The organism is Milkweed yellows phytoplasma str. MW1 (genome assembly GCF_000309485.1).
Lineage (GTDB): Bacteria > Bacillota_I > Bacilli_A > Acholeplasmatales > Acholeplasmataceae > Phytoplasma.
In genome coordinates, this window is sequence record NZ_AKIL01000100.1 from 1 (window position 1) to 820 (window position 820).

Below are 820 nucleotides of genomic sequence, written 5' to 3' on the forward strand. Positions count from 1 at the left end.
TAATAATATTAGGTTTTATCTTTTCTTTTTTAATGAATGTTTCATATTTATGTGCTTATGAAGATAAAGAATAAATAAATTTTAAATTATTAAATTATTTAAAAATTGGTTAGGAGAAGTTAATTATGAGTACTTTTGAATGGAAAGGTAGACATTGGAGAATAGTGCCTTTTCTTCTTATTATTACTGCAACATTATTGTTTTTGGTTTTTTGGATTGGGGTAGTATGGCTTATAAATATCATTTAGAAACCGAAGAAAGAAGAATAACTTTAGATAAAAATATTTCTGAAGAAGCTAAAAGATTAAATAACGCTTTACATGAGGAAAATATAAAGTTAAAACAAGAAATAGAAGATTTAAAAAGCACTCCTTATAAATTAATAAGAGATACTGGTGAAATAGAATATTATAATTTATTTACTCATAAATTAGTCAAAAAGATTGATTTAGATGACAATATTTATGAATATGATAAAAATAATGGTCTTTTATTAAAAAAAATAGATAAATATAATAATATTTATGAATATGGTTCTCATGGTAAATTAATTAAAAAAACTTTATCTGATGGTGTTTGGGAGGAATATAATCCTGTTAACGAAAAATTAAGAAAACGTAAAAATATTGATGGTTCTATTGAAGAATTTGATGCTAATGAAGAAAAATATAAAGAAACAGATAAAAATGGTAATATTAAATATTTCAAAACTCAAATTTATCAAACAATATCAGATTTTAAAAAATTAGGGGCTGATTCTTATGATTTAAAAATAAAGCTTGGTTTTACACTTAAAGAATTAAAAGATGCTGGATATACA

Annotated in this window: 1 pseudogene; it reads left to right on the top strand. The window is 22.0% G+C overall.

What is annotated here, in order from left to right:
• Positions 1 to 154: 154 nt before the first annotated feature.
• A pseudogene (locus tag RI76_RS02100) lies at positions 155 to 820 on the top strand (DUF2963 domain-containing protein); the annotation flags it as partial.